A 21,656-nucleotide genomic window follows, 5' to 3' on the forward strand; every position below is an offset into this window, starting at 1 on the left:
ATCAGGCCCCCGCTGTATCCGGCGTCTCGTCGCGCTCCGGTCGATGCGGCTTCCCGGTCGACGCGCCCGCCCATTCGGCAACGACGCGCTCGAGGTCGATCAGGTTCTGACGCATCTGCTCCAGCGAGAAGCCGAGCGCGAAGAAGCGCTCGGCGGCGTCACCCGGCAGGCCCCGCGTGAGACCGTCGCTGCGGACGGCGGCGACCTCTTCCGCATAGGCCTTCACCGCGACGTGGATCGGCCAGATCGCCGGCGGACCGGAGCCGTTGCGGATGGCCGCGGCACAGCCGCGCAGATAGCTCGCGATGGCATCGCTGACGCGCGCCACCGGTCCCGACAAGCGCGCCTGCAGCTCGGATGGCAGCGGCACCACGCTGGCACGGCCGATCATCACGACGTCGTGGCGCAGGCGCAGGATCGTCCGCAGCAGCGGGCCGGTATCGGCGCCGGAGGACAGCCGCGCCGAGCGCTCCCGCTCGGCCTCCGCTCCTGTCGCATTCAATTCGGTGAGCGCGGTACCGATGCCGTCCTGAATCCGATGCAGCGCGTCGTTGTCGCGGCCGCGCGACAGGCCGGCCAGCAGCTCGGTGAAGGCGGCTGCAATCAGTTCGAGCAGACGCCCCGCCGCGGCACGCATCTGCACATGCGCGCGCGACGGCAACACGATGAACGATACGGCGAGGCCGGTCAGCGCGCCGACCGCGACCTCGAACACGCGGTCGATCGCCGAGCCGAGCGGATCGAGATGGCCCATCGTCGGCACCAGCAGCACGATGACCGCCGTCACGGTGGCGGCGTTGAGGCTGGGATTGATCGCGGCGACGAAAGCGAGCGGCGTCACCGCCAGGATCAGCATGCCGAGCAGTTGCAGCTCGCCCGAATGCGGGATGAAGACCGTGATGGCGCCGCCATAGATGGCACCGCCGATGGTACCGAACATGTAGTCGCGCGTTGCCTTCAGCGAGCGCCCGACGCTGCCTTGCGTCACGATCAGCGACGTCAGCACCGCCCACAGCGGCAGCTTCAATTGAAAAGCCGTGGCGATGGCGAAGGCAAGCGTCGCCGCCACCGTGCCGCGAACCGCCAGCGACATCGGCGCCTTGCGGGCGCGCAACCGGCCAAACAGCCGCTTCAAGGACATCATCAGTCGCTCACCTCGAACAGCACCAGCGCGATCCCGACATGGCAGCTCCCCACCCGGCCGAACCGGCTTGAAAGGCGGAATCGGCTTGCCTACGGTCATTGCAACGATGCGAGGAAACACGATGGCCCAGGAAACCGCAACGCTCGCCGCCTATGTCGCGGAGCTGAAATATGACGATATCCCGCCCGAGGTGCTCGACCGCGCCAAGGTGCTGACGCTGGACTTCCTCGGTAGCGCCATCCGGGCCCGGCGCGAGGCGGAATCGACGCCGTCCATCGTCAAGATGCTGGCGGCGCTGAAGCTCGATGCGGCGGGCGAGGCGACCGTATTCGGCGACAACAGAACCTGGACGCCGGCGGTGGCGGCGCTGCTCAACGGAACGATGGGCCATTCGCTCGATTTCGACGACACCCACGCCGATTCCTCGCTGCATCCGAGCGCGCCGGTGGTGCCGGCCGCGTTCGCCGTCGGCGAGATGGTCGGCGCGTCGGGCCGCGAGGTGCTGACCGCGATCGTCGCCGGTTACGAGGTGTGCTGTCGGCTCGGCAACGCGCTCGATCCGACCTCGCATTATGCCCGCGGCTTCCACCCGACGGCGACCGCCGGCACCTATGGCGCGGCCGCCGCGGCCGGCAAGCTGTTCGGCCTGTCGGAGCAGCAGTTGATCTACGCCTTCGGCGTGTCCGGCAGCCAGGCCGCGGGCTCGCTGCAGTTTCTCGTCAACGGCGCCTGGAACAAGCGCTATCAGGTCGGCGCGTCGGCGATGAACGGCGTGATCGCGGCGACGCTCGCCAAGAACGACTTCGTCGGCGCGATCGAATCCGTCGAGGGCAAGCACGGCCTTCTGGTCGGCTACACCGACACGCCGCATCACGACAAGGCGGTCGCCGGGCTCGGCTCCACCTATGAGACAATGAAGATCGGCGTGAAACCGTATCCGAGCTGCCGCTATACCCATGCAGCGATCGACGCCATCATCGCGCTGCGCCGCGAGCACAATCTGACGCCGGACCAGGTCAAGCGCATCGAGATCGGCCTGCATCGCAACGGCATCACGCTGACGGGCGATGCCGCGACCAAACGTCATCCGACCTCGATCGTCGGCGGCCAGTTCTCGATGTTCTTCACCGGCGCGCTGGCGCTCGACCAGGGCCGCTTCGGCTGGGACGACTACGTCAGGCTGGGTGACACCGCGATCAATGCGCTCGCCGACAAGTTCGATGTCGTGCAGGACGACAGGCTGGAGGTCGGCCGCAGCCATCCGTTCGGCGCGCGCGTCACCATCACCACGGAAGACGGCGTGCACGAGCGGCTGCACGACGATCCCTCGGGCGAGCCGACCTCGTTCCCCTCCGCGCAGGCGATGAGCGACAAGTTTCTGACGCTCGCGCAGCCAGTGCTGAGCAGCCGCGCGCAGAGCTTTGCCGATGCGATCCTGTCGCTGGAGCGGTTCGACCGTGTCGCGCAGGCCACCGCGCTGGGGAGAGCGTAGTGCATGCGTCATTCCCCATGGGTCGCCGCGATCACGTCGCTCACAAGCTGCGCCACGCCGTCGGCCTCCGGCGGCCAGTTCACGGTGCGCCCGAAGCGCGCAATGACGAGACGCTCGGAGGGGATGACGATGACATATTGGCCAAGCGTGCCCTTGGCGAAGACCGCGTCGCGCGGCCAGCCGTGGGAGATGCGGTAGTTGGCGCCAAAGCTGTCGCCACTGTTGGTCCAGAAGCCGGCGCCGAGGCCGACAAACGCGCCGGGTGTCGGCGCGCTGACATACGCGACCCAGCCGGCGGGCAGGATGCGGCGGCCAGCCACGACGCCGTCGTCGAGATACAGCTGGCCGAGTCGCGCCCAGTCGCGCGCCGAGGCCAGCATCTGGCTCGATCCCTCCGGTGTGCCGGCGGCATCGAATTCGAGGGTGACGCTGGTCATGCCGAGCGGATCGAACAGCTCGCGATGCGCAAAGCGCAGCACGTCCGCGGCGCTGCCGCCGGCGGCATCGCCGATGAGATGGGAAAGGATGATGGTGTTGCCATCGTGATAGTTCCAGGCCGCGCCCGGCGTGGTTTCGAGCTGGATGGACTCGGCATAGGCGGCGCGGTCGGGCTCGACGAACTTCATCCGGTTGACCGGCTCGAGCGCCGACACCAACGAGGCCTGCAGCGAGCTGCCGAGCGCGAGCCCGGCGGTGTGGCGCAGGAGGTGATCGACGGTGATGGCATGGCGCGGATCGCTCTCGTTCTGCCAGGCCGCGACCGGGGCGGGCGCATGCAGCGCGAGCTTGCCCTGGCGGACGAGAATGCCGATCAAGGTCGCGGTCATCGACTTGGTCGCGGAGAAGCCGAGCAGCGGCGTGTCGACCGCAAAGCCCGGCGCGTAGCGTTCGGCGATGACCTTGCCGTCCTTCATCACCACGACGGCATGGGTGCGCCGGAACGGCGGCACCTCCGGCTCGGCAAAGGCGCGATCGAGCGCCGCGGTCAGCGCTGGTGTCGCCGGCGCCACGCCATGCGGCGGAGCGGTGCCGGGCAGCAAGGCCGGCTGGGACAGCCGGACGGTCGGCCAGTCCGGGCTCTCGCCATGATCCATATGGCAGCCGAGCCCGTCGCGAAACACCGCATGGCTGCGACCGAGCCCGAGCAGCGTCACGGTGACGTCCTTGGCGGCGCGATCGACGCGGACATCCATCGCCCAGCTCAGCAGGCCGGCGCCGGGCATCGCGGCCCGCGTCTCGGAGAGCGTGCGGTCCGGGTCGAGACCGGAGACGAAGGTCTCCGAGCACAGCACGCTGGCGATGAAGCCTGTCGCCACCTGGGGCACGTCGCGCGCCCGGGCGCTGCCGACAGCCAGGGCGGCTAGCGCGGTGGTGGCAACGAGAGCGATCAGCAGGCGGCGAGTCATGAGGAGCTCCGGCAGTTGGATCTGCCGGACCGGACTGCGGCTGCGGCCCGGACGCTCGCCGATTTCGGAAATCATCCCAGCCGAGAATCGCCGGGATCTCGCCGATTTTGGAATTCCTCTGCAGTTTCAAGGCTGAACAGATCACGCCGCCGACAGCCTCATGCGCCGGTACTCGGTCGGCGTCACCCCGGTCACCGCCTTGAAGGCGCGGTTGAACGGGCCGAGCGACTGGAACCCGGCGTCCATCGCGATGGTGATCACGGGCACCTCGGCCTGGGCGGGATCGGCCAGCGCGGCCTTGGCCTCCTCGATGCGGTGGGCGTTGAGGAAGGTATTGAAATTGCGGTAGCCGAGCTCGCCATTGATCAGCCGCCGCAGCCGGTATTCAGGAATGGAGAGCCGCGTCGCCAGCATGCCGATGGTGACGTTCTCCTGGCGGTAGATCCGCTCGTTCGCCATCAGCCGCATCAGTGCGTCGACCAGCTTGCGGTTGGCCGCCGTCTCCGCCCCTGGGACGACCACGGTAGCCGCTGCCACGCTCGGCGTCTCGACCTGCGGGGTCTCCGGCGCGAGCACGTCGCCGGCACCGACCTTGAGCAGCATCAACGCAACGGCGCCGACCACGCCCAAGAACATCGCCGCATTGATGACATTGGCGAGCTCCGACGGCCCGCTGCCGGCGGACGCGATCTGCAGCAGCGCGTTGACGCCGCCGTAGGCCATCGCCGCGATGACGACGAAGGCGCGGATGCGCCGCCGCCCCTCGACGAGATCCGCCGCCCAGGAGCGGATGGTCTGCGCCAAGGTCAGGCCAAGGAAGCCGAGAGCCAGCACATTATTGGCGACGATCACGAGCCGTCCATGTCCGGCAGGCCCCAGCACGAGACAGCTCAGCAGGCTGAAGCCGAACACCGCGAGCCAGATCAGGCCGTGCAGCCAACGCAACGCAAAGCCGTCGTCGAACAGCGCGCGGCAGAACAGCCAGAGCACGACGATATCGGCGGTCGCCAGCGCAATCAGCGGCGCGGAAGCGAGCGATGGCGCAGCCGTGCCGCCGATGTTGAAGGTCGCCGCATGCGCGGCCGAGCCCAGCGCCAGCGCGATCGCGAGCCGGCCGCGCCATTGCCTGCCGAGATCGCGTCCCAGCGCGACGGCGAGCACGGCCAGCAGCGCGATAGCGGCGGCGCGAAGCGCGAGATCGAGGCTTTCGAGCGTCATCGTCATGGGTCCGTTGTCAGCGCCGGAACTCTAGGCCGGAGCTTCGCTTCGTTCAAATCGCGCCGCCACCGCGACCTCCTGCCCTGCCGTCGCCTCAGCAAAGCTGCTAAGCTCGCGCGACCGCATTGCAGGAGCGCCCCATGAGCTGGCAGCCATCGATCGATCCCGAGTTCGGCGATCCCACATCCTGCGACGCGCTGGAGCACGTCATCGTGCCGCGCACCCGCGATCTCGGCGACGGCTTTGCGGTGCGTCGCGCGCTGCCGCATGGCCGCCGGCAGATGGTCGGGCCGTTCATCTTCTTCGATCATTTCGGCCCGGTGCAGTTCATGTCCGGCAAGGGCATGGACGTGCGGCCACATCCGCATATCGGCCTTGCCACCGTCACCTATCTGTTCGACGGCGCCATCATGCATCGCGACAGCGAGGGCAACGTGCGGGAGATCCAGCCCGGCGCGATGAACCTGATGACGGCGGGCCGCGGCATCGCGCATTCCGAGCGCACGCCCGACCTGCAGCGGCAGAACGGGCAGAAGATGCTGGGCCTGCAGAGCTGGATCGCGCTGCCGGTCGAATCCGAAGAGATCGCGCCGAGCTTCCAGCATTATGCGGCCGACGCGCTGCCGACGGTCAGCGACACCGGCTTCTCCGCGCGCATCATCGCCGGCCGCGCGTTCGGCGCGGTCTCGCCGGTGACGATGGTCTCGCCCTGGTTCTATGTCGAGGTCACCGCGCAGGCCGGCACGGTCGTGCCGCTCGATCCCGACCACGAGGAGCGCGCGATCTATATCGTCGACGGTGAGGTCGAGATCGCGCGCGAACGCCACGAAGGACCGCGGCTGCTGGTCTTCCGCCCTGGAGACGCCATCAGCGTGCGCACGGTCAAGCCGACCCGGATGATGTTCCTCGGCGGCGACGCGCTGGAAGGGCCGCGCCACGTGTGGTGGAATTTCGTCTCCTCCAGCAAGGAGCGCATCGAGCAGGCCAAGCAGGACTGGAAAACCGGCCGCTTCGCCGCCGTTCCCCAGGAGCACGAGTTCATTCCGCTGCCGGAATAGGCTATTGAGAGCGCAACGCTCCCGTTTCGAAAGCCCCGCACGATGACCACGCTCCTCACCAGCAATCTGCCGCTCCCGAAAATCGGCCGCGGCAAGGTCCGCGACATCTATGCCGTCGGTGACGACCGCGTGCTGCTGCTCACCACCGACCGCATCTCCGCCTTCGACGTGGTGATGAACGAAACCATCCCGATGAAGGGCGCGGTGCTGACGCAGATCTCGGCCTACTGGTTCAACGCGCTCGAAGGCGTGGTGCATCACCACATGATCTCGGCCGACACCGATGAGATCATCGACCAAGTGCCTGAGCTCAAGCCGCACCGGCAGGAGATTCTCGGGCGGGCGATGCTGTGCAAGCGCACCAATGTGTTCCCGATCGAATGCGTGATCCGCGGCTATCTCTCCGGCTCGGCGTGGAAGGAATACGCGGCGAGCGGCACGCTCGCCGGCGAGCAGCTGCCTGCGGGCCTGGTCGAGAGTCAGAAGCTGGAGCCCGCGATCTTCAGCCCGGCGACCAAGGCCGAGACCGGCCATGACGAGAACATCACGATCGCGCGGATGCGCGAGGCGGTCGGCGACGAGACGGCCTACACGCTGGAGAGCATGACGCGCGCGGTCTATACGCTCGGCGAGGCGCTGGCCCGCGAACAGGGCATCATCATCGCCGACACAAAATTCGAGTTCGGCCGCGACAAGGACGGCCACATCATCCTGATCGACGAGGTGATGACGCCTGATAGTTCGCGCTTCTGGGCGGTCGATGCCTATCAGCCGGGCCGGCCGCAGCCGAGCTTCGACAAGCAGCCGCTGCGCGACTATCTCGACGGCGAACGCAAGGCCGGCCGCTGGAATGGCGAGGCTCCGCCGCCGCCTTTGCCGCAGAGCGTGGTGGATGCCACCAGCCAGCGCTATCTCGAAGCGTTCCGTCGGGTGACGGGAAGCGAGCTGAAGATCTGAGGATCGCAGGTTCACGCGTCGACGTTCGCGCTTGGGTTTGAGCTATCTCGTAGGAGCTCAGAACTAACAGAGTGCTTCGGGGACCCCCGACCCCTCCCCGCAAGGGGGAGGGGCCAATCCGCGGCCGCGTTCTTCGCTGACACGATACTTCTCCGCTCTTCTGCGAGTGAATTTGGCGAGAGGTTCGCTCTCTCTTCTCCCCTCCCCCTTGCGGGGAGGGGTCGGGGGTGGGGGCCCACACGGCGAGGCCATCATGATGCGCCCAGACGCATCAACACATCCCGCGGCGCCATCGCGCCCGAGTTGATCGCATCAAGACCCTCGAAAATGCCGAGGGCACAGGGAAGGCCGGGAGCTGGCTGCTCCCATGGCCCGCCTGCTCAAAAAATGCAGGCGGCAGGTACCACAAGGTTCAGCCGAGACATCCCGGCCCTCCCTGCGCGATGGGTTTAACGGCTGCTCCGTACTCTCCTCGGGGACCGGCTTATTTGCCCCCGTCGCCCGCCACGACGTACGAACGTCATCGCGAGCTTGGCGCCAGCATCGGGGCGCCAGGACCACACGGCTTGACCGTCCGCGCGCTGCCATTCGTCAGCGCAAGAGCGCCTGACAGGCACACGGCCACCGCTCCCCGCCTCTACGCATCGTGACGACGCGTACGTCCCTCTGCATGAGGCGGGATGCGCGGACAAGAGCACGACTTCGGAAAAATAGCAACAACAAAATCCTGCAAGAGGAATTCGACGTCAAATTTTTCGATAGCTGACGCAAGACGTGTGCTCCTCGCCTCGATCGGCAGCGCCGAATGACGCCCTGACTAGGTTCTTTTTTGGCCGGAGTTTCTTCTGCTAGATCTCTTTGACGCGGAGCGGCACGACCATATCGGCCGAATGACCTCGTCCGGGCCAGTTTCCCCAGACGACTTCCGCGCGGAACGTCCGCCCGCGACAGTGCACGGTCAGAACCTCTCCGACGATCGGCGCGATACCTTCGCAATAATTTTCATCCCGGCGGAGCTCCTTCTCGGTAACGAGCTCTCCAGACTTGAGAAGTATCCGTCTGATCCAATAAGGCATCTGTGATTTTTCGAGCTGTCGAAGCCACGGCGTCTGTTGTCCCCTGCGGTCCCCGAAATGTCCGTCTAGTCCTCGAACCCGACGAACACCGTCGCGTCCTTCACCGACTTCCGCTCCGACACGACGGCATTGGCCGGGAAATCATGATCGGGCCAGCCGAGCGCGACGCTCTTCATGATGACCTGATCGTCGGCGATGCCGGCGTGCTCGCGGACCACGGGCGATTGCATGATGCCCTGGCTGTTGATGACGGCGCCGAGGCCGCGCGACCAGGCGGCGTTGACGAGCGCCGTGGTCACGGCGCCGCAATCGAACGGCGTGTCGTCGCTGCCGTCGAGCACGCGGTCATAGGTGACGATGATGCAGACCGGCGCATCGAACTGGCGGAAGCCGCGCAGCACCCAGTCCTGGCGCTTCTCCTTGTCGTCCCGCGCGATCCCCATCGCGGAGAACAATTGCTTGGCGACGCCGATCTGGCGCTCGCGGTGCGCGCCGTCGAACGGCTGGCCGATGCGAAACTCGCGCGACTGCGGCACGCCGGCCAGCATCCGCTCGGTGTTGCCGGCGCGGATGCGGTTGAGCGGCTCGCCGGTGATGACGTAGAAATTCCACGGCTGGGTGTTCATCGACGACGGCGCGCGCATCGCCAGAGCAATGATTTCCTCGATCAGCGCCCGCGGCACCGGATCTGGCTTGTAGCCGCGGATGCTACGGCGGCCGAGGATGACGTCGTCGAACTGCATGTGCGTGGTAGTCCTATGATGACTGCTGTGCTGCCAGGAATATTCTCGGCTTTCCGGTTCCAGTGCAAGATTGACCAATCGGGCCGTCGAGGCCATTGCAAGTCCCGCAGACTCGACCCGGTCCCCAACTCATCCTCCTGCGTGTCGGGATTGCGGGTTCAAGGCCTGCGGCCTTGCCCCGGAATGACGGGAAGCTTGGCCAAAGAACTATCCCTTCAGTATCGCCAGAACCACGCGCGCGAGATCGGCGGGACTTTCCACGAGGCGGTCGGCGCCGGCCGTCTCGAGCTCGTCGCGACTGCCATAGCCCCAGAGCACACCCAGGCTGCGCATCCTGACAGCGTGGGCGCCAGCAATGTCATGGCGGCGGTCGCCGACCATGATCCCCTGGGACGGCGCGATATTCCGCTCAGTGAGAATATGCGTGAGCAGCTCCGGCTTGTGGTCCAGCATGCCTGACGGCACCGAGCCGTGGATGGCGTCGAACAGCGACGCAAGATCGAGATGCTCGAGGATGCGGCGCGCAAACACCTCCCGTTTGGATGTCGCGAGATAGAGCCGCAAGCCCGCGCCATGCATCTCGTGCAGCGCGTCGCGAATGCCGGGATAGAGTTCGCTGCCGAACAGCCCGCTCTCGCCGTAATGCTGGCGATAGGCGGTCACCGCTTCGTCGACCCGGTTGTCGTCATAGGCCAGCAGCAGCGTCCGCAACATGTCCTGCAGCGGCGGCCCGATGACACTGCGGATATCGAGCGTCTCGTCCGGCGCATGCCCGAGCGCGCGCAACGCGGCCAGGGTGCTCGCGGCGATGCCGGGCTGGGAGTCGATGAGGGTGCCGTCGAGGTCGAGCAGGACAGAGTGAACCGAAGACATGTCCAATCATAGCGGCGGCCGCGAGCAGCGTAAACGACCGCTCCGCCCCGCGCTCACGCAGGCATCGGCTCCGCCGCTCGAACGGATGCATCAGGCCGATGGCATGAACAACTGCCCGCGGTCCGCCGCAGGCCTACCCTGGCAGGTAACTCCAGGGAAGGACCCGCGCCGATGGCGCAGATCGCGACGATGGAAACCGGGCTCTACCGCATTCCGCTCAGCGTGACGCCGTCCGACAGCACGCATGGCGAGATGACGGCCTTCGAGCTGATCACCTGCCGCGTGCGCGATGCCGACGGCGCGGAGGGCGTGGGCTATACCGATACGGCCGGCCGCCATGCGGCGCCGTCGCCGATATCCTCGGACGAGAGATTCCCGAACTGATCACGCGTCACGAGGCCGACGACACCGAGGCGATCTGGCACCGGGTGTGGTGGGGCCTGCATTTTGGCGGACGCGGCGGACCGACCGTGCTGGCGCTGTCGGCGCTCGACATCGCGCTGTGGAACCTCAAGGCCCGGCGCGCGAACCTGCCGCTGCGGTCTCGCGCGCCGCACAGCCGGCCTAAGCCTTTGCGCTCGGACGGCTCGACACCTCGCCGTACCATCGCTTGAGATGGCGGAGATGATCCGGTGGGTCGAGCTTGGCGCGGGCCGCGAAATCCGCCGTCACCATGGCGCTGATGTCGGCAATGGTGAAGTCGGAGTCGCAGACGAAGGCGTGATCGGCCAGCCGCGCGTCGAGCCAGGCGAAGTAGTGCGCGACGCGCAGACGCCCCCGCTCGGCGAGCGCCGGGATCTGCTCGAGCGGCAGCGGGCCGGGCAGTGCGCGGCTCTCCAGCCCCGGCGCACTGTTTCGGAACGCTTCCTGAATGGCATAGATGCCGTCCCACTCGATCCGCCGGACCCAGCATTCGATCACGGCGCGCTCCTCCGCATTGCGTCCCATCAGAGCCGGCTCGGGATGCAGCTCCTCGACGTAGCGGCAGATCGCGATGATGTCGGTGATCGCAGCGCCGCTGTCGAGCTCCAGGACCGGAACCGTGCATTGCGGGTTCAGCGCGCGAAATTCCGGCCGAAACTGCTCGCCGGCGCGCAGGTCGAACTGGACGGTGGGAATCGTGAGGCCCTTCTCCGCAAGGAAGATGCGCACGCGGCGCGGGCTTGGCGCGGTGGCGGAATCGTAGAGCCTCATGAGCGTCCTCTCTGCGGGATTTTGGCTGGAAGGTTGGCAGGTGCGGCGGATGGCGCGGCTACTCCGCGCCGAAGATTTCGTTCTGGTCCATGCGCACCGCGCGCAAGGCGCGGGTCCGTTGCCACTCGTCCAGTTGCACCGAGGTGGCGTAGGTGATCAGCAGCGAGCGGCGGCGCGCGCCGCTGCGGTTGCGCGTGGCGCCGTGCAGCATGTTGACGTCGAACAGCAGGACGTCGCCGGCCTCGCCCGCCGTGACGAACGCCGAGGACGCGGCCTGCGCATCGTCCGTGTCGGGGCGATGCGAGCCTGACGCCACTTGCGTGGCGCCATTGTCGGGGCCGAAGGAATCGAGAAAGGCCAGCGCAGAGACGGAGTCGGTGCGCCAACGCTCGACGCTGTCGCGATGCAGCGGCTGCGCGCCGCCATCGGCACACGGCTCGCGCCCTTCGACCTAGCCGAGGAAGAACGGCGCCTTCAGGACATGATGCACGGCGGCAAGCATCACCGGCAGGCGGCAGACCTGTTGCACCGTCGCATCGAGATCGACCATGGCGTGCCGCCAGTCGCGGCCGCGCGGCACCGGCCATTGCTCCGAGGGCAGCGTGCCGGACTCGAACGCATCGCGCAGTGGCGCGATCCAGTCCGCCGGGATCGCACCGCGCAGCAGCAGATAACCGTCCTCCTCCAGCCGATGCGCATCGGCTTCAGAAAGCCGGCCGACGCCGGTGCGCGCGGGTGCCGCGGTCATGGTTGAGCTCGCAATCTCGAGGTCAGTGGAAACATTCGGCATGGTCGGTGATCAGACGGCTCTCGGCAAGCGGCTGTCCTGGATGGGCACGGCGCGTGGCGGCGCGCGCTTGCGTTCATCCGGATACGGCGGTGACATGACGGCGCGACGGCTGAGCCTGAAGGAGATCCCGCACTGAGGCGATAGGTCGCGCGCGGCGCATCGGCCCGGCAAGGCGCCATTAATCACCCGTTAACCTCATCGACCTACGTCTTCTTGCAACAGACGGCAACGATCAGAAACATAGAGAAGAGAGCGTTCAGACTTTTCGGAAGAGCACATGGCGATCGTCCAAAGCACCAGCCAGATCTCTCCCGCGATGGAGCGGGTCTATCACCAGAGCAACCTGCTCGGCGAATGGAAAGGCAGCTGGACTGCCAGTGGCCAGGCGGTGAGCTTCAAGGTCGTCAACATTCGCGGCGCCGCGGCGACGGTGGAATACACCCACAATGGACGGACCGAGCGCGGCATCGGCCAGGTCAACGGCTCGACCATCGACTTCGGGTCCGTCACGCTCGGCACCAAGAACGGCAAGAACGCGGTGCTGCTGTTCTCGGCCGGCGGCGGCAAGGCCACGGCGATGCTGGAAAAGCAGGCGCCTCCCGCCGAACAGAGCAACTTGACCGGGAGCTGGGCCGGCTATTCCGGCGAGAACGGCATGAGCGCGAGCTTTCGCGTGCTGTCCGTCAACGGCAAGGAGGCGCAGGTCAGCGTCACCGCCAATGGCGTGACGCGCCAGGGCACCGGCATCGTCTACAAGAACGTCATCATGTTCGGCCAGACGCAGATCTCGACCGACGACGGCAAGACCGGCAAGGTCATCTACCAGGTCGGCAACAAGTCCTACATGGTGCCGGTGGACAAGCTGCCCAAGACGGCCTGAGCGCAGGCGTCCAAAGTTCACACCCCCGCCATCATCACATACTTGATCTCGAGATATTCCTCGATGCCGTGGTGCGAGCCCTCGCGTCCGAGGCCGCTCTCCTTGACGCCGCCGAACGGCGCCACCTCTGTCGTGATCAGGCCGGTGTTGACGCCGACCATGCCGGACTCCAGCGCCTCCGCGACCCGCCAGACCCGGCCGAGATCGCGGGCGTAGAAGTAGGAGGCGAGACCGAACGGCGAGGCGTTGCACATCGCGATGACGTCGGCCTCGTCCTTGAACCGGATCACCGGCGCGAGCGGGCCGAACGTCTCCTCCTGCGCGACCAGCGCGTCCGACTTCACGTCCGACAACACGGTCGGCTCGAAGAAGGTGCGGCCGAGCGCATGGCGTTTGCCGCCGGTGACGACCTTCGCCCCGCCTTTGACCGCATCGGCGATGTGGCGCTCGACCTTCTCGACCGCTTCCTCGTTGATCAGCGGGCCCTGCGTCACGCCGGCCTCGGTGCCGTCGCCGATCTTCATCGCCGCGACCTTGGCGGCGAGCCTCTCGACGAACTGGTCGTAGATGCCGTCCTGCGCATAGAGGCGGTTGGCGCAGACGCAGGTCTGGCCCATGTTGCGATATTTCGAGACCATGGCGCCTTCGACAGCCGCATCGACGTCGGCATCGTCGAACACCACGAACGGCGCGTTGCCGCCGAGCTCGAGACCGAGCTTCTTCACCGTGCCGGCGGACTGGCGATACAGGATCTTGCCGACCTCGGTCGAGCCGGTGAAGCCGACGAAGCGCACGGACGGATGCTCGCACAGCACCTTGCCGATCGCAGGTGCATCGCCGGTGATGATGTTGAGCGCGCCCTTCGGCAAGCCGGCGCGTTCGGCCAGCACGGCGAGCGCCAGCGCTGATAGCGGTGTCTCGTTGGCCGGCTTCAGCACCACGGTGCAGCCGGCGGCGAGCGCGGGAGACACCTTGCGGGTGATCATCGAGTTCGGGAAATTCCACGGCGTGATGGCGCCGCAGACGCCGATCGGCTGCTTCAACGCCAACAGGCGCGCATCCGGCTTCTGGGTTGGGATGGTCTCACCATAGACGCGGCGCGCCTCCTCGGCGAAGAACTCGATATAGGCGGCGCCGATATCGACCTCACCGAGCGCCTCCGTCAGCGGCTTGCCCTGCTCGGAGGTGAGGATCAGCGCGAGGTCCTCGCGGTTGGCCGTGATCAGCTCGAACCATTTGCGCAAGGTATTGGAGCGCTGCTTGGCGGTCAGCCTGGCCCAGGCCGGGAACGCGCGCGCGGCAGCATCGACGGCCCGCGTCGTCTCTTCAGCACCAAGCTGCGCCACCTTGGCGAGCTCGGCGCCGGTGGCTGGGTTGACGACGGGGAACACCGGCGAGCCGACCCAGGCACCATCGATGTAGCACTGCTCGCGCAGCAGCGACGGATCCTTCAGGCGGTCACGCAGGCTCGGAGCGGCAGTGGAGGCGCGGGCGGCGGGCGGTGTCATCGGGTTCCTCCTCGAAAACGAGCGATCTTTCCCCCGAATATAGCCACGCGCCGGCCGAGGCGCACGGCTCGTGCCCCTCCTCAACGGTACATTCGATCCGGCGATCCGTGCCTGTACGGCACCAAATGCTGAATGATGAGGAGTCGACCAGGATCAGGCCGCGCCGCTCAAATAAGTCTCGCGGCGGCCGATCATGCGCTCCGCCGCCGCCTTGGCGTCGGCCTTGGTCGAGGTCGCGCAGGTGCGGTATTCGAGATCGGGCAAGGAGGCGGGATCGCGGCGCCCGAACCACGATTTGTGGCCAACGGGCAAGAGCGCCAGCGCCTGCGCCACATTGTCGACCGCACCGAACGAATACAGCGCACCGGTCGCAGCGATGCGCACCTCATAGATGCCGGGCGTGATCGGTGCCTCGATATTGTCACCGCGCCCCGGGCGGGGATACCGCCTCCACTCGCTCCACGTCGAAATCATATCGCCCCCAACGGCGGACATTGCCGCCAAAAACACGTCATCGGCTCGAAAAGGCCGGTCCTTCAACCCTTTAATGCAAAAATGGTTGCAACTCACAACAGTCGCAAGCCCATGGTGGGAACATGGCCCCCATGTGTCGGCCTCGCGGCTGGGTGGAACTAATCATGATTCTGGCGAAAAATTGAAGCGCTGTGGCCTTGCCGCGGCGCTGTTGTCCCCGCCTGCTTCGTCCGCGCCGCATCATCACGAGATCGCGACCGGCCGTTCGACCGACTGTCCTTGCTGGCCGGGCCGGCCCGAGGAACAATCGCCTACCGTCATCAAGAACGGAACGGAGGAGACCATGCAGAACAAGACCGACATCGACGGCGTGCTGCGGCAGAAGGCGGAGGCGGGAGAGATTCCCGGCGTCGTCGCCGTCGCCGCTGACAGCAACGGCATCATCTATGAAGGCGCCTTCGGCAAGCGCGACCTCGGCCGCGACGATCCGATGACCGCCGACAGCGTGTTCTGGATCGCCTCGATGACCAAGGCCATCACCTGCGCGGCCGGGATGCAGCTGGTCGAGCAGGGCCGGTTGTCGCTGGATGCCCCGATCGGCGCGGTGCTGCCCGACCTCGCCGCGCCCAAGGTGCTCGACGGTTTCGACGCCAATGGCGAGCCGATCCTGCGGCCGGCGAAGACCGCGATCACGCTGCGCCATCTGATGACCCACACCGCCGGCTTCTGCTACGACATGTGGAACGGCGACATGGCCACCTATGTACAGAAGGCCGGCACGCCGGGCATCATCACCTGCAAGAACGACGCTCTCAAATTGCCGCTCGCCTCCGATCCCGGCACGCGCTGGGAATACGGCATCAACATCGATTTCGTCGGCAAGGCGGTCGAGGCCGCGAGCGGCCAGACGCTCGACGCCTATCTGCGCGACAATCTGTTCGCGCCGCTCGGCATGGACGACACCGGCTTCAAGCTCGGTCCATCGCAGCGCGCCCGCCTGGTCGGCATGCATGCCCGCGGCGACGACGGCACCCTGGCGCCGATCCCGTTCGAGCTCGAGCAGGAGCCGGAATTCCACATGGGCGGCGGCGGGCTCTACGGCACCGCCGGCGACTACGTCCGCTTCACCCGGATGATCCTCAACAACGGCCGCGGCAACGGCAACCAGGTACTCAAGCCTGAGACGGTCGCGGCGATGCGCGACAACCATATCGGCGAGCTGGAGATGACGAAGATGGCCGCGGCGGTGCCCGGCGTGACCAACGACGTCGATCTCTATCCCGACATCGTCAAGAAATGGGGCTTGAGCTTCATGATCACGACGGCGCAGACGCCGGAAGGCCGCAGTGCCGGCAGCCTCGCCTGGGCCGGCCTCGCCAACACCTACTACTGGATCGATCCGGCGCGCGACGTCACCGGCGTGATCCTGATGCAGCTCCTGCCGTTCGCAGACCGGCTGTGCCTGGAGACGTTTGCAGGCTTCGAGCGCGGGGTCTATGCCGGACTCGATGCCGCGGGCGGACAGAAGGCGGCGTGAGCAGACTGCCAACTGACCGGAGTGAGCTCGGAATGAGTTAGTTGGCGTCATGCCCGGGCTTGGCCCGGGCATCCACGTCTTCGGTCCCGCAGCTCAATAGAACGTGGATGGCCGGGTCAAGCCCGGCCATGACGGTGGAGAGAGTTGTGTCTCCGGTGAAAAAGAACGCGTGACCACAGCTTCGACCTACACCTTCAGTCCGTTCTGGGCCGCCAATTCCTTCAGCGACACCTGCGGCCTTGCACCGATGTGCTGGATCACCTCGGCCGCGGCAAGGCCGCCGAGGCGGCCGGCCATCTCGTAACCGGTCTTGCGCACCAGCCCGAACAGGAAGCCGGCGGCGAACAGATCGCCCGCGCCGGTGGTATCGACCAGGCTCTCGATCGGATGCGCCGGCACCGAGATCACGCCGTCGTTCGACACCACGACGCAGCCCTTTTCGCTGCGGGTGACGATGCCGAGCGTGGCGTCCTCACGCAACTGCTTCAGGGCGCCGTCGAAATCCGAGGTCTGGTACAGCGAATGCAGCTCGGCCTCGTTGGCGAAGACGAGATCGACGGTGCCGCCGCGCATCAGGTCGAGAAACTCCTCGCGATAGCGATCGACGCAGAACGAATCCGACAAGGTCAGCGCGACCTCGCGTCCGGCGTCATGCGCGATCGCCGCCGCCTTCACGAACGCATCCTTGGCGTCCTTCGGGTCCCACAGATATCCTTCGAGATAGATGAAGCGCGCCGCCGCAATCTGCGCGGGATCGATGTCCGCGGCGGTGAGATTTTGCGCGGCGCCCAGATAGGTGTTCATGGTGCGCTCGCCGTCGGGGGTCACCAGGATGTAGCAGCAGCCGGTCGCCGGGCCGTCGGCAGCGGGCGCGGTATCGAAGGTCACGCCAGCGGCGCGGATATCATGCCTGTACATCCGGCCGATCTGGTCGTCCTTGACCTTGCCCACGTAAGCGGCACGCGCGCCCAGGCTGGCGAGGCCAGCGATGGTGTTGGCCCCCGAACCGCCGGACATCTCGGTGGCCGGGCCCATATCGGCATAGATCGCGGCCGCACGGGCCTCGTCGATCAGCGCCATGCTGCCCTTGGTCATGCCGTGCCGGGCGAGAAAGGCTTCATCGGCATGCACCAGCACGTCGAAGATCGCGTTGCCGATCCCGAGAACATCGTATTTCGCGTCAGTCATCCACTGGCCCCGTTTACGGCGTTTTGCAAACGCTGCGGCCTATCACAAGCAGCGCTGCTATAGAAGCCTGATGATCCGCTCATTCGTGACTGTGTTGTCAGGAACACTGGCCTCGCGCCTGCTCGGCTTCATCCGGGATGCGCTGATGGCCGCGCTGCTCGGCGCCGGTCCGGTCGCGGACGCATTTCTCGCGGCGTTTCAGCTCGTCAACGTCATCAGGCGATTGCTGACGGAGGGCGCGCTCAATGCAGCTTTGGTGCCGGCCTGGCTGCGAATATACCAGCACGGTGGCACAATGCAGGCGGCAGCCTTTGCCGGGCGCGTGCTCGGCACGGTCAGCGCCGGCCTGCTCGCGGCAACGCTCGTGCTGGCGCTGCTGATGCCGTTCGCGATGACGGTGCTCGCACCAGGCTTCGCCGGTGAAGAGACGCTCACCCTGGCCGTCAATGATGCCAGGCTGATGCTGCCCTATCTCGCCTTCGCCGGCCCCGCGACCGTGCTGCTCGCACTCTCCAGTGCACGAGGCCGCTTCGCGCTGGCCGCGTTTGCGCCGCTGCTCTTCAACGTCGCGCTGATCGTCGTGACCATCGTGCTGCTGATGCAACATCCGGATCCTGCGAACGCCGCGCTGCTGCTCGCCGCAACGATCGGCGTCGCCGGGCTGCTGCAGCTCGCCGTCCTCGCGCGGCGAGGCCGCGATGGCCCCCTCGCCTCGCCGGTGCGCGTCACCTTCCGTGCGGAAATGCGCGGCTTCTTCGCCAAAGCGCTGCCCGGCATGGTCGCCAGCGCCGGCCCGCAACTGATCGCGGTCGGCGGCGCGATCATCGCCTCCGCCTCGCCTTCCGCGGTCTCGTGGCTGTATTTCGCCAACCGCCTCATCGAGCTACCACTCGGGCTCGTCGGCGTTGCCATGGGCACGGTGCTGGTGCCGGAGCTGACGCGTGCGCTGCACGAAGGCAACAAGCAGGCGCTGGCGGAGGTGCAATCGCGCGGCCTCGAGCTGACGATCGGGCTCGCGCTGCCTGCGGCGCTCGGACTGATGATCCTGAACGAGCCGATCATTCGTTTGCTGTTCGAACATGGCGCGTTCAGCTCGGACGATGCCGCCGCGACGGCGCAGGTGCTGACATGGCTCGCGGCGGCATTGCCGGCGCAAGTACTGACCAAGGCGCTGCAGCCTGCCTTCTTCGCGCGCGAGGACACGCAGACACCGCTGCGCGCGACGCTGATCGGATGCGGTGTCGCGATCGCGCTGGCGTTCCTGCTCGCACAATTGTTTGCGGCAAGTGGCATCGCGGCAGGGCTCGCGCTCGGTGCCTGGGCCAATGCGGCGGTCCTGATCCGGCGTGGCGCCACCAGCTTCGGCTTCGCGCTTCCTCCCGTCTCGCGGCGCCGGCTGCCGCGCATCACCCTGGCCGCCGCGATCATGGGCACCGTCCTCTGGACCGTCGCCGGACGCTTCGCCGGCACGTGGAGCAGCAGCCATCTCGGCGCGGCCGTGCTGCTCGCCGCCCTGATCAGCGGCGCCATCATCCTCTACGGAGTGCTTCTATTGTCCCTGGGCGCCGTGAGCTGGCGCGAAACCGTCCGGGCGATCCGGCAAAAGCCCGCCGGCGACTTGCACCTTTGAGGCGCACGTGCCAAACGACCCCCCAAAATCATCATCCGGAACAGTGACCATGGCTTTCGTGGAACGGGTTTTCTCGGGCGTCCAGCCGACCGGCAACCTGCATCTCGGCAACTACCTCGGCGCGATCGTCAACTTCGTGAAGATGCAGGAGACGCACAACTGCATCTATTGCGTCGTCGACATGCACGCGATCACCATGCCGATCGATGTCTGGGGCGGCCCGGCCGAGCTGGCGCGCAACACCCGCGAGGTCACCGCGGCGTTCATCGCGGCCGGCATCGATCCGAAGAAGCACATCGTGTTCAACCAGAGCCAGGTCTCCGGGCATGCCGAGCTCGCCTGGATCTTCAACTGCGTCGCGCGCATCGGCTGGCTGAACCGCATGACGCAGTTCAAGGAGAAGGCCGGCAAGGATCGCGAGAACGCATCGGTCGGCCTCTACGACTATCCGGTGCTGATGGCCGCCGACATCCTGCTCTACCGCGCCACCCATGTTCCGGTCGGCGAGGACCAGAAGCAGCATCTCGAGCTCTCGCGCGACATCGCGCAGAAGTTCAACAATGACTACGGCGACTCGATCCGCAGCCACGGCTTCGGCGACGGCCTGTTCTTCCCGCTTCCGGAACCCTTCATCACCGGTCCCGCGACGCGCGTGATGTCGCTGCGCGATGGGACCAAGAAGATGTCGAAGTCCGATGCCTCGGACTATTCGCGCATCAACCTGACGGACGATGCCGATACGATCGCGCAGAAGGTCCGCAAGGCCAAGACCGATCCGGAGCCGCTGCCGACCGAGGAAAAGGGGCTGGACGCACGTCCCGAGGCCGACAACCTCGTCGGCATCTACGCCGCGCTATCGGACCGCAGCAAGGCCGACGTGCTCAGGGATTTCGGCGGCGGCCAGTTCTCCAGCTTCAAGAACGCGCTGGTCGAGCTGTGCGTCACCAAGCTCGGGCCGATCGCCGCCGAGATGAAGCGCCTGACCGCCGATCCCGGCTACGTCGAGTCCGTCCTGGTCGACGGCGCCGACCGCGCCCAGGCCATCGCCGCGGAGACCATGAAGACGGCCAAGGACATCGTCGGCTTCATCCGCAAGCCCTGAGCAGCACGGCGCGCGCTCCGGAGTCGGCCTTGCGGCCGTAGCCAGGATGAGCGAAGCGACATCCGGGCTACTAGGAGCCGCACCACCGCTGTCATTGCGGGCGCAATGGAACCCGCAGCCCTCTCCCCAACGGAGGCGGGCTGTGGCAGCATCGCGGCCGGATCGACTTGCAGCAGCAGGCGGGAACGCGATGGCGGCGCAGCGGCAGAGCTACCAGACCGGCCATGCGCCGAAATGCCTGGTCGTGGTCGACGACAGCGAGGAGTGGGACCGCGCGGTCCGCTATGCCGGCCGCTGGGCGGTCCGTTCCGGCGGCCGCATCGTCATGCTCCACGTCATCGAAACGGAGGACCAGAACCAGCAATGGCTGGGGGTCGCCGACCTGATGCGGGCCGAGGCGCAGGAGCAGGCGCATGCCGAGCTCGACCAGGCCGCGGCGCTGCTGTCGGCGATCGGCGTGACCGCGCCGGAACGGGTGATCCGCGAGGGTGAGCCGACGGCGCAGATCCTGGAGACGATCGAGCACGACAGCGACATCGCGCTGCTGGTGCTCGCCGCCCATTCCGGCCCCGAGGGCCCCGGCCCGCTGGTCACCCATGTCACCAAGACGAGCGGCGCCTTCCCGATCCCGCTGGTGATCGTGCCGGGCGATCTCGGTGACGCCGATCTCGACGCTCTTTCATAGGCTTAGATCGGAAACGCCGGCCATGCCCCCTTGATCGTGCGCGCGTTCGCGCCATCTGCTATGAGGACACCACAGGCCGGCCTTGAACCGGCGCTGCCGGAGAAAACCATGTTCATCCAGACCGAAGCCACCCCCAATCCCGCCACCTTGAAGTTCATCCCGGGCCGCGTCGTACTGCCCACGGGCACGATGGAGTTCGGCAGCCGCGACGCCGCCGCGCGCTCCCCGCTGGCCGAGCGCCTGTTCGCCGTCGACGGCGTCACCGGCGTGTTCTACGGCGCCGATTTCATCACCGTCACCAAGAGCGACGGTGAATGGCAACACCTCAAGCCGGCGATCCTCGGCGCGATCATGGAGCACTACATGTCGGGCGCGCCGCTGCTCGCCGATGGCAGCGCCGCCAATGACGAATCCGCCGACGAGGACGACGAGTTCTACGACGAGGCCGACACCGAGACGGTCGGCATGATCAAGGACCTGATCGAGAGCCGGGTGCGTCCGGCGGTGGCCAATGACGGCGGCGACATCACCTTCCGCGGCTTCAAGGACGGCATCGTCTATCTCAACATGAAGGGCGCCTGCTCCGGCTGCCCGTCATCGACCGCGACCCTGCAGCACGGCATCCAGAACCTGCTGAAGCACTTCGTGCCCGAGGTGGTCGAAGTCCGGCCGATGTAGCAAGCCAATGGCGAACGGGGTTG

At 66.8% G+C, this 21,656-nt stretch carries 20 protein-coding genes and 2 pseudogenes; 11 read left to right on the forward strand and 11 right to left on the reverse strand.

What is annotated here, in order from left to right; genetic code table 11:
* Window position 1: 1 nt before the first annotated feature.
* Window positions 2-1,144: an FUSC family protein gene (locus QX070_RS05290; protein ID WP_315735534.1), complete on the reverse strand. Its 1,143-nt coding sequence runs from the start codon at window positions 1,142-1,144 to the stop codon at window positions 2-4.
* A gap of 121 nt (window positions 1,145-1,265) precedes the next feature.
* Between QX070_RS05290 and QX070_RS05295 the strand changes: the two genes are divergently transcribed.
* The gene (locus QX070_RS05295; RefSeq protein ID WP_315735536.1) at window positions 1,266-2,636 is read left to right on the forward strand and encodes an MmgE/PrpD family protein; all 1,371 of its coding nucleotides are present in this window, start codon (window positions 1,266-1,268) and stop codon (window positions 2,634-2,636) included.
* An 8-nt stretch (window positions 2,637-2,644) separates the two neighbouring features.
* On the opposite strand, the gene QX070_RS05300 is transcribed toward QX070_RS05295, so the two are convergent.
* Both QX070_RS05300 and QX070_RS05305 read right to left on the reverse strand, forming a co-directional pair.
* The gene (locus QX070_RS05300) at window positions 2,645-4,042 is read right to left on the reverse strand and encodes a serine hydrolase (RefSeq protein WP_315735538.1); all 1,398 of its coding nucleotides are present in this window, start codon (window positions 4,040-4,042) and stop codon (window positions 2,645-2,647) included.
* 141 nt (window positions 4,043-4,183) lie between these two features.
* A complete protein-coding gene (locus QX070_RS05305) occupies window positions 4,184-5,260 on the reverse strand; it encodes a helix-turn-helix domain-containing protein (protein WP_315735748.1) in 1,077 nt (358 codons plus the stop codon).
* A 140-nt stretch (window positions 5,261-5,400) separates the two neighbouring features.
* On the opposite strand from QX070_RS05305, the gene QX070_RS05310 reads away from it, so the two are divergent.
* Together QX070_RS05310 and QX070_RS05315 are read left to right on the forward strand one after the other, a co-directional pair.
* Entirely contained in the window at window positions 5,401-6,318 is a 918-nt protein-coding gene (locus QX070_RS05310) for a pirin family protein (RefSeq protein ID WP_315735540.1), read from the forward strand.
* Between the two features lie 42 nt (window positions 6,319-6,360).
* Window positions 6,361-7,275, forward strand: coding sequence for a phosphoribosylaminoimidazolesuccinocarboxamide synthase (locus QX070_RS05315; RefSeq protein WP_315735541.1), 915 nt, complete (start codon window positions 6,361-6,363; stop codon window positions 7,273-7,275).
* 1,141 nt (window positions 7,276-8,416) lie between these two features.
* Here QX070_RS05315 and QX070_RS05320 read toward each other — a convergent pair.
* The gene (locus QX070_RS05320; protein WP_315735543.1) at window positions 8,417-9,094 is read right to left on the reverse strand and encodes a nitroreductase; all 678 of its coding nucleotides are present in this window, start codon (window positions 9,092-9,094) and stop codon (window positions 8,417-8,419) included.
* A gap of 207 nt (window positions 9,095-9,301) precedes the next feature.
* A complete protein-coding gene (locus QX070_RS05325; RefSeq protein WP_315735545.1) occupies window positions 9,302-9,967 on the reverse strand; it encodes an HAD hydrolase-like protein in 666 nt (221 codons plus the stop codon).
* Between the two features lie 171 nt (window positions 9,968-10,138).
* On the opposite strand from QX070_RS05325, the pseudogene QX070_RS05330 reads away from it, so the two are divergent.
* Window positions 10,139-10,506 (forward strand): annotated as a pseudogene (locus QX070_RS05330) (uroporphyrinogen decarboxylase); the annotation flags it as partial.
* A 25-nt stretch (window positions 10,507-10,531) separates the two neighbouring features.
* Here QX070_RS05330 and QX070_RS05335 read toward each other — a convergent pair.
* The 3 genes and pseudogenes from QX070_RS05335 to QX070_RS05345 all read right to left on the reverse strand — a co-directional run bounded on the left by QX070_RS05335 (window position 10,532) and on the right by QX070_RS05345 (window position 11,909).
* Window positions 10,532-11,161, reverse strand: a complete 630-nt coding sequence (locus QX070_RS05335) for a glutathione S-transferase (protein WP_315735548.1) — start codon at window positions 11,159-11,161, stop codon at window positions 10,532-10,534.
* Between the two features lie 58 nt (window positions 11,162-11,219).
* A pseudogene (locus QX070_RS05340) lies at window positions 11,220-11,573 on the reverse strand (phytanoyl-CoA dioxygenase family protein); the annotation flags it as partial.
* Between the two features lie 39 nt (window positions 11,574-11,612).
* The gene (locus QX070_RS05345; RefSeq protein WP_315735551.1) at window positions 11,613-11,909 is read right to left on the reverse strand and encodes a hypothetical protein; all 297 of its coding nucleotides are present in this window, start codon (window positions 11,907-11,909) and stop codon (window positions 11,613-11,615) included.
* A gap of 40 nt (window positions 11,910-11,949) precedes the next feature.
* Here QX070_RS05345 and QX070_RS05350 point away from each other — a divergent pair, with 40 nt between their 5' ends.
* Window positions 11,950-12,087, forward strand: a complete 138-nt coding sequence (locus QX070_RS05350; RefSeq protein ID WP_315735553.1) for a hypothetical protein — start codon at window positions 11,950-11,952, stop codon at window positions 12,085-12,087.
* Window positions 12,088-12,228: 141 nt separating this feature from the next.
* Window positions 12,229-12,831 carry a hypothetical protein gene (locus QX070_RS05355; RefSeq protein WP_315735555.1) on the forward strand — a complete coding sequence of 201 codons (603 nt, stop codon included), beginning with the start codon at window positions 12,229-12,231 and terminating at the stop codon, window positions 12,829-12,831.
* A 17-nt stretch (window positions 12,832-12,848) separates the two neighbouring features.
* Here the strand turns inward: QX070_RS05355 and QX070_RS05360 are convergent, their stop codons facing one another.
* Together QX070_RS05360 and QX070_RS05365 are read right to left on the reverse strand one after the other, a co-directional pair.
* The gene (locus tag QX070_RS05360; RefSeq protein ID WP_315735556.1) at window positions 12,849-14,339 is read right to left on the reverse strand and encodes an NAD-dependent succinate-semialdehyde dehydrogenase; all 1,491 of its coding nucleotides are present in this window, start codon (window positions 14,337-14,339) and stop codon (window positions 12,849-12,851) included.
* A gap of 153 nt (window positions 14,340-14,492) precedes the next feature.
* Window positions 14,493-14,813 (reverse strand): hypothetical protein, encoded by a 321-nt coding sequence (locus QX070_RS05365; RefSeq protein WP_315735558.1) that lies wholly within the window; start codon window positions 14,811-14,813, stop codon window positions 14,493-14,495.
* Window positions 14,814-15,156: 343 nt separating this feature from the next.
* On the opposite strand from QX070_RS05365, the gene QX070_RS05370 reads away from it, so the two are divergent.
* Window positions 15,157-16,350: a serine hydrolase domain-containing protein gene (locus QX070_RS05370; protein WP_315735560.1), complete on the forward strand. Its 1,194-nt coding sequence runs from the start codon at window positions 15,157-15,159 to the stop codon at window positions 16,348-16,350.
* A gap of 186 nt (window positions 16,351-16,536) precedes the next feature.
* On the opposite strand, the gene QX070_RS05375 is transcribed toward QX070_RS05370, so the two are convergent.
* Entirely contained in the window at window positions 16,537-17,538 is a 1,002-nt protein-coding gene (locus QX070_RS05375; RefSeq protein WP_315735562.1) for an adenosine kinase, read from the reverse strand.
* 70 nt (window positions 17,539-17,608) lie between these two features.
* Between QX070_RS05375 and murJ the strand changes: the two genes are divergently transcribed.
* The 4 genes from murJ (at window position 17,609) to QX070_RS05395 (ending at window position 21,633) form a co-directional block, all read left to right on the forward strand.
* Window positions 17,609-19,168, forward strand: coding sequence for a murein biosynthesis integral membrane protein MurJ (gene murJ / locus QX070_RS05380; protein WP_315735564.1), 1,560 nt, complete (start codon window positions 17,609-17,611; stop codon window positions 19,166-19,168).
* A gap of 49 nt (window positions 19,169-19,217) precedes the next feature.
* Window positions 19,218-20,270 carry a tryptophan--tRNA ligase gene (gene trpS, locus QX070_RS05385; protein ID WP_015663202.1) on the forward strand — a complete coding sequence of 351 codons (1,053 nt, stop codon included), beginning with the start codon at window positions 19,218-19,220 and terminating at the stop codon, window positions 20,268-20,270.
* A 190-nt stretch (window positions 20,271-20,460) separates the two neighbouring features.
* Window positions 20,461-20,955 (forward strand): universal stress protein, encoded by a 495-nt coding sequence (locus QX070_RS05390; RefSeq protein ID WP_315716941.1) that lies wholly within the window; start codon window positions 20,461-20,463, stop codon window positions 20,953-20,955.
* A 108-nt stretch (window positions 20,956-21,063) separates the two neighbouring features.
* Window positions 21,064-21,633: a NifU family protein gene (locus tag QX070_RS05395; protein WP_315735567.1), complete on the forward strand. Its 570-nt coding sequence runs from the start codon at window positions 21,064-21,066 to the stop codon at window positions 21,631-21,633.
* The last annotated feature ends 23 nt before the right edge of the window (window positions 21,634-21,656 follow it).

The sequence above is a fragment of the Bradyrhizobium sp. SZCCHNR1093 genome (genome assembly GCF_032381175.1).
Classification (GTDB): domain Bacteria; phylum Pseudomonadota; class Alphaproteobacteria; order Rhizobiales; family Xanthobacteraceae; genus Bradyrhizobium.